This window comes from Helicobacter sp. MIT 14-3879, from assembly GCF_003364125.1.
The window spans coordinates 104817-111439 of sequence record NZ_NXLP01000004.1; the positions used below are offsets into that span (position 1 = coordinate 104817).

Annotated in this window: 6 protein-coding genes and 1 rRNA gene; all 7 read left to right on the forward strand. The window is 28.3% G+C overall.

Annotated elements, in window-relative coordinates; genetic code table 11:
- Positions 1 to 720, forward strand: coding sequence for a metal ABC transporter ATP-binding protein (locus tag CQA44_RS04570; RefSeq protein WP_115546105.1), 720 nt, complete (start codon positions 1 to 3; stop codon positions 718 to 720).
- Between the two features lie 17 nt (positions 721 to 737).
- Positions 738 to 2078, forward strand: a complete 1341-nt coding sequence (locus tag CQA44_RS04575) for an FAD-dependent oxidoreductase (protein ID WP_115546106.1) — start codon at positions 738 to 740, stop codon at positions 2076 to 2078.
- Between the two features lie 26 nt (positions 2079 to 2104).
- The gene (locus CQA44_RS04580; RefSeq protein WP_115546107.1) at positions 2105 to 2923 is read left to right on the forward strand and encodes a metal ABC transporter permease; all 819 of its coding nucleotides are present in this window, start codon (positions 2105 to 2107) and stop codon (positions 2921 to 2923) included.
- Positions 2913 to 3134 (forward strand): DUF5408 family protein, encoded by a 222-nt coding sequence (locus tag CQA44_RS04585; RefSeq protein ID WP_115546108.1) that lies wholly within the window; start codon positions 2913 to 2915, stop codon positions 3132 to 3134. The genes CQA44_RS04580 and CQA44_RS04585 overlap by 11 nt, the downstream gene beginning before the upstream one ends.
- Before the next feature lie 252 nt (positions 3135 to 3386).
- Entirely contained in the window at positions 3387 to 4673 is a 1287-nt protein-coding gene (locus CQA44_RS04590; RefSeq protein WP_115546109.1) for a citrate synthase, read from the forward strand.
- Between the two features lie 88 nt (positions 4674 to 4761).
- Entirely contained in the window at positions 4762 to 6117 is a 1356-nt protein-coding gene (locus tag CQA44_RS04595) for a class II 3-deoxy-7-phosphoheptulonate synthase (RefSeq protein ID WP_115546110.1), read from the forward strand.
- A 402-nt stretch (positions 6118 to 6519) separates the two neighbouring features.
- Positions 6520 to 6623 (forward strand): 16S ribosomal RNA (locus CQA44_RS04600); the annotation flags it as partial.

The following is a 6623-nucleotide window of genomic DNA, read 5'->3' on the forward strand; positions in this document are numbered from 1 at the left end:
ATGAGTGAGATTATAATATGCAAGGATATTAATTTTAAATATAATGTAAATTTTGTGTTAAAAAACATTAACTTTAGCATTTCTCAAGGCGATTTTATAGCATTTATTGGACCAAATGGTGGAGGTAAAAGCACTCTTGCAAAGATTTTATTAGGATTATTGAAACCAACTAGTGGAAGTATAATATATCCTAATGTAACCTTATTTAGCAAAAATTCACTTATAGGCTATACTCCTCAGGATACAGGCATAAATAAGGATTTTCCTATACAAGCCTTTGATGTAGTATTGATGGGGTTTTTGCAGAAGAGCAGATTTGGTTACAAAATCACAAAGAATGATAGATTGGAAGCATTGGATATAATGCAAAAATTAGAAATAGAGAATTTAAAATATAGAGCAATAGGCAGTCTATCAGGTGGTCAAAGACAACGTGTAATGATAGCTAGGGCGTTATGTGGTAAGCCAAAATTATTAATTTTTGATGAGCCAACATCAAATATAGATATGCTTACACAAAAAGAAATTTATAAGTTATTAAAACAAATAAATATTAATCATACTATAATACTTATTAGTCATGATATTTCTAATTTATCTGAATATGTAAACAAGGTTTTGTTTATAAATAATGAAATTGTAGATTTTGATAGTTTTAAAAATAAATTAGGAATTTATGGACGTTTTTATGAAGAAATTAATAGAAAGAATAAAGGTTAAATAAGAAAGGAATCAAAATGGATAACAATTTTGATGTTGCAATCATTGGTGGTGGAATCTCAGGTTGTGCTACTTTTTATACTTTAAGTGAATATACAGATATTAACAAAATTGTTTTACTTGAGAAATGTGATAAACTAGCTTCTATTAGCTCTAGCTCTAAGGCAAATTCCCAAACAATTCACGATGGTTCAATAGAGACGAATTACACAGCACAGAAAGCAAAAAAAGTTAAAATTTCAGCAGATAAATTAATGCATTATGCACTAAATAAAGGTCTTCAAAATAAGGCAATTTTTAAAATGCAAAAACTAGCTATTGGTGTTGGTGATGAGGAATGTGAGTTTATAACAAATAGACATAAAGAATTTAGTGAAATTTTTGATGGACTTAAATTTTTCAATAAAAATGAGATTAAGAAAATTGAACCAAAAATTATAGAATCTATGAATGGTGATGATAGAATAGAAAATGTCGTAGCATCTGGCTATAATGAGTCTTGGTGTGGAATGAATTTTGAGGTTTTAAGTGATAATTTTGCAAAAGAAGCTATAAAAGCAAATCCAAATAATAAAATAATAACTAATTTTAAGGTTACTAAAATCAAACAAAATGCAGATGGAAGCTATATGATACAATCTAATGATAATAGCATAATAAATGCTAAATTTATTCTTGTAAATGCAGGTTCATATTCTCTTCCTCTTGCTCAAAAATGCGGGTATGGTAAAGATTTAGGCTGTCTTCCTGTTGCAGGAAGCTTTTATTTTGTTCCTGGTAGTATTTTAAGAGGAAAAGTTTATACAGTTCAGAATCCAAAATTACCATTTGCTGCATTACACGGAGATCCAGATATTGCACTAAGTGGTCATACGAGGCTTGGACCTACAGCTATTACTATGCCAAAATTAGAACGTTCTGAACATTTATTTGGTAATTTAAGTAGTGAATTATTATTAATAGATTTTAAATTAGGTGCTTTAAAAGTTGGATTGGATTTGTTAAAAGATAGTGAAATTAGAAGCTATGTTTTTAGAAATATTGCTTTTGAGCTGCCTATTATTGGGAAAAGAATCTTTATCAAAGATGCAAGAAAAATTATTCCTTCTTTAAAATTACAGGATTTAACTTATGCAAAAGGTTTTGGTGAAGTTAGACCGCAAGTTATTGATATGAGTTCTAAAAAACTTGAATTAGGAGAGAAAAAGATAATTACAAAAAAAGGATTAACATTTAATATGACCCCATCACCAGGAGCTACTAGCTGTCTTGGTAATGCAGAAATTGATACTATAGAAATAGTGAAATATCTAAATAAAAGCTTTGATATTGATAGATTTTATAGCGATTTAAAGTAGTTCTATTAATGATTTAAGGAAGATATTTGTTTGATATTATTGCATTTCAATTTATTAAAAATGCAATTATTATTGCATTTTTAATCTCTATTTGTGGAGGAATTATAGGTTCTTTGATAGTTTCAAATAGAGTGGTATTCTTAAGTGGTGGAGTAGCTCATAGTGCATTTGGTGGAGTTGGATTAGCACTTTATTTTGGCTTTAATACTATGTTAGGAGCATCTATTGTAAGCGTTGTAATGTCTTTAGTATTGCTATATTTTATTTTATATAAAAAAACTAATATAGATTCTTTTATTGCAGCTTCTTGGGCTTTTGGTATGGCTTTAGGGGTAATTTTAATAGATATTACCCCGGGTTATGCAAGTGATATGACAAGCTATTTATTTGGCTCAATTCTAGCAGTTTCTAGTAAAGATATTTTAGTGATTAGTATATATGATATTTTGCTTTTATTGTTTATTGGATTTTATTATAGAGAAATTTTAAGCATTTCTTATGACGAAATTTTTTGTAAATTAAAAAATATTAATGTTAATTTATTTCTATTGGTTATTTTTATATTTATATCGCTCGGAATTGTTATGAGTATGAGTGTAGCTGGCTTGATATTAGTTTTAGCTATACTCAGTATTCCAGCTTATATCATAGGAATGTTTGTAAATTCATTAAAACAAATGATGATATTCTCTTCTATGCTTTCATTTTTATTTATTATTACAGGTATATTTATTTCTTATTATTACAATTTAAGCATTGGTGCTTGTGTTGTTATGAGTGCAGTATTTGGTATGATAATAAGTGTAATTATTAAATTTTTATTAAGGAAATATTATGTCAGATGATATTAATAAGATTTACAAAAAAGCAATTTTGGCAATTAAAATTTCATTAGTTTCAGTATTTATTTCACTCTTTATTGGTTTATTATCTCTTTGGGTTTTACTAAATCAAGTAACTGTAAGTGTTGGCATAGATAAGAAACTAAAAATAATAGAAACTCATATTGGCATAGATTCTTCTAAAACTAAAAATTTAGAATCTAAAATACCATAATTTTAAACTAGTAATCTATTATTATAATAACATCAAACTTCAATCTTTTTAATATAGCTATTTTATTGCTTAATGATTCTTATAATTAAAATATTAATCTAAAGTTATCTTAATAAACTTATACAATTTGTAATTTTTCAATTTTATTAAGCCCTTTAGTTTTTAAATTTTATTTTTAAAGCTAAAGCTTTTTGTTATTATGATTAATATTGATAATATAATCAATGATATTATTATATTTAGGAGATTACAATGGAAAATAATACTATTACACTTATTAATAATTCAACTGGTGAAAAATTTAATTTTGACTTGATTAATTGCACAAGAGGTCCAAAGGCTATTGATTTTGGTAAGCTATTTGAGAGAACAGGCATTTTTTCTTATGACCCCGGATATGCTTCGACAGCAGGCTGTAAATCAACTATTAGCTATATAGATGGAAATAATGGTATTTTATTGTATCGAGGGATTCCCATTCAAGATTTGGTATCTAAATATAAATTTACAGATATTTGTCAATTATTAATAAGTGATAAATTACCAAAAAATGATATAGAGTCTAAAGAATTTGATTTAGAATTAAGACAACTAGGGTTTTTACACGAGGGGCTTATAAATATATTTAAAGCATTTCCAGATGGAGCTCATCCTATGGCAAATCTTTCTTCAGCTGTCGGTGCATTATCTACTTTCTATAAAGATTATGTAGATATAAGTGATGATAATGGTTATCAAATGATGGCAAAAAGAATGATTGCAAAAATTACTACTTTGGTTGCATTCTCTTATCGTAATTCCATAGGTTATCCTTATATTTACCCAGATATTTCTCGTTCTTATGTGGAAAATTTTTTATATATGCTTAGGGCATTTCCTTATGGGAAATTAGGCGTTAATATTGATGGTGAAGTTGAGATAGACCCTTTAGAGGTGGAAGCACTGGATAAGATTTTTAGCCTTCACGCAGAGCATGGACAAAATGCCTCTACAACAACTGTAAGAAATGTAGCTTCAACAGGGGTTCATCCTTATGCTGCAATTAGTGCGGGGATTAATGCTTTATGGGGACCATCTCACGGTGGAGCTAATGAGAAAGTATTAAATCAATTAGCAGAAATTGACGATGTAAGCAATGTTCCTAAATTTATAGATAGGGTAAAAGATAAAAATGATCCATTCAGATTAATGGGGTTTGGGCATCGTGTTTATAAGAGTTATGATCCACGTGCAAAAGCAATAAAGAATTTAAAAGATGAGCTTGATAAAAAAGGCATAAAGATGAATGCAAAATTTAGTGATATAGCAGAAAAGCTTGAAGAAGTAGCACTAAAAGATGAATACTTTATAGAAAGAAAACTATACCCAAATGTTGATTTTTATTCGGGTATAATTTTAACAGCTTTAAAAATTCCAGTTAGTTTATTTACTCCTATATTTGTTATAGGAAGAATGCCGGGGTGGTGCTCACAAGTAATAGAACATATTAAATCAGGAGCAAGAATAACTCGTCCAAGACAGGTTTATGAAGGAAAATAATCTTTAAATATTAATGTATTCTTGCAATTTTTAATACTATTTTGATAATATGATTCCTTATAAAATTTATTATTAAGGAATTATTATAATGAAAGAGTGGAATCCAAAAAGTTGGAGAAAATTTAATATCAAGCAGCAACCAATATATAAAGATAAAGATTTATTAAAAAGTGTTGAAGAACAATTAAAAACCTACCCGCCATTGGTTTTTGCAGGTGAAGCAGAAAAACTAAAGGAACATTTAGGAAAAGCAGTAAAAGGAAAGGCTTTTTTGCTTCAGGGTGGAGATTGTGCAGAATCTTTTAGACAATTTAATGCAATTAACATTAGAGATATGTTTAAGGTAATAATTCAAATGAGTGCAATTTTAACATATGCTGGCAGCTCTCCTGTAATAAAAGTAGGTAGATTAGCAGGTCAGTTTGCAAAACCTCGCTCTAGTGATACAGAAAATGTTAATGGAGTGGAAATTCCTATATATCGTGGAGATATAATAAATGGAATAGAGACTACAAAAGATGATAGAGAACCAAGCCCAGAGAGAATGTTACAAGGATATAATCAAAGTGCCTCAACTCTTAACCTTCTTAGAGCCTTTGCACAAGGTGGGTTTGCGAGTTTAAGTAAAGTTCATAAGTGGAATCTTGAGTTCGTTAAAAATAATTCTTTTGGTCAAAAGTTTGAAGAACTAGCACAAAGAATTACAGAAACATTAAAATTCATAGAAGCTTGCGGAATAGATTTAGATAAAGCAAGAGAATTTAATGAAGTTGAATTTTATACTTCTCATGAGGCTTTATTGCTTAACTATGAAGAACAATTATGTAGACAAGATAGTCTTAGTGGCAAGTATTATGATTGTTCTGCACACATGCTTTGGATAGGCGAGAGAACCAGAGGATTAGATGAAGCACATATTGAATTTTTACGAGGTGTAGAGAATCCTTTAGGTGTAAAAGTTGGTCCAAGTATTACTAAAGATGAAATTATTGGTTTGTGTGATGTTCTAAATCCTAATAACGAAAGTGGTAGATTAAATATCATAGTTAGAATGGGTGTAGATAAAATCAAGCATAACTTTCCATTAGTTTTAAGGGATGTGTTAAAGGAAGGTAGAAATATTTTATGGAGTATTGATCCAATGCATGGTAATACTATTAAAGCAAGTAATGGTTATAAAACAAGAGTGTTTGATGATATTTTGGGTGAAGTTAGGGCATTTTTTGATATACATGATGCAGAAAATAGCTATGCTGGTGGAATCCATTTAGAAATGACAGGTCAGAATGTAACAGAATGTATAGGAGGAGGACAAAAAATTACAGAATCTGGACTTGTAAATAATTATATTACACAATGTGATCCTAGATTAAATGCTATCCAAGCAATAGAATTAGCTTTTTTATTAGCAGATATATTAAAAAAGAGAAAGGAAACTATTTAAAGTTTAAAATATAATTAATATATATTTATAAAAATACTTTATATTTTTAAGTTTTATTTAAGTATTAGATTTGTATTATTTCATTTCCTTTTTTGAGAATTTAGGAATAAAACTATAATCAAAATCGGATGTTCTATGATTAGATTAGGTTTAATTTTAATACTTTGAAACTAAGTTAATTAAATTAATTTAGCATAGTGATCTTTGATAACTAAGCAAGAAACTAACAGATTTTAAATTATATTTTAAAATAAATTTAATTTTTATTATTAGTTTGATTAATTAACAACTTGTCTATTACTTCTTATTGTTTTAAGATTTTAAAGATTTCATTTTTTAATTGAGCTAGTTTTTGGATACAGCTTTTCACTTAAATTAATCTAAAAATATTTTTGGATTTTATTTACGGAGAGTTTGATCCTGGCTCAGAGTGAACGCTGGCGGCGTGCCTAATACATGCAAGTCGAACGATGAAGTCTCTAGCTTGCTAGAGATGGATTAGTGGC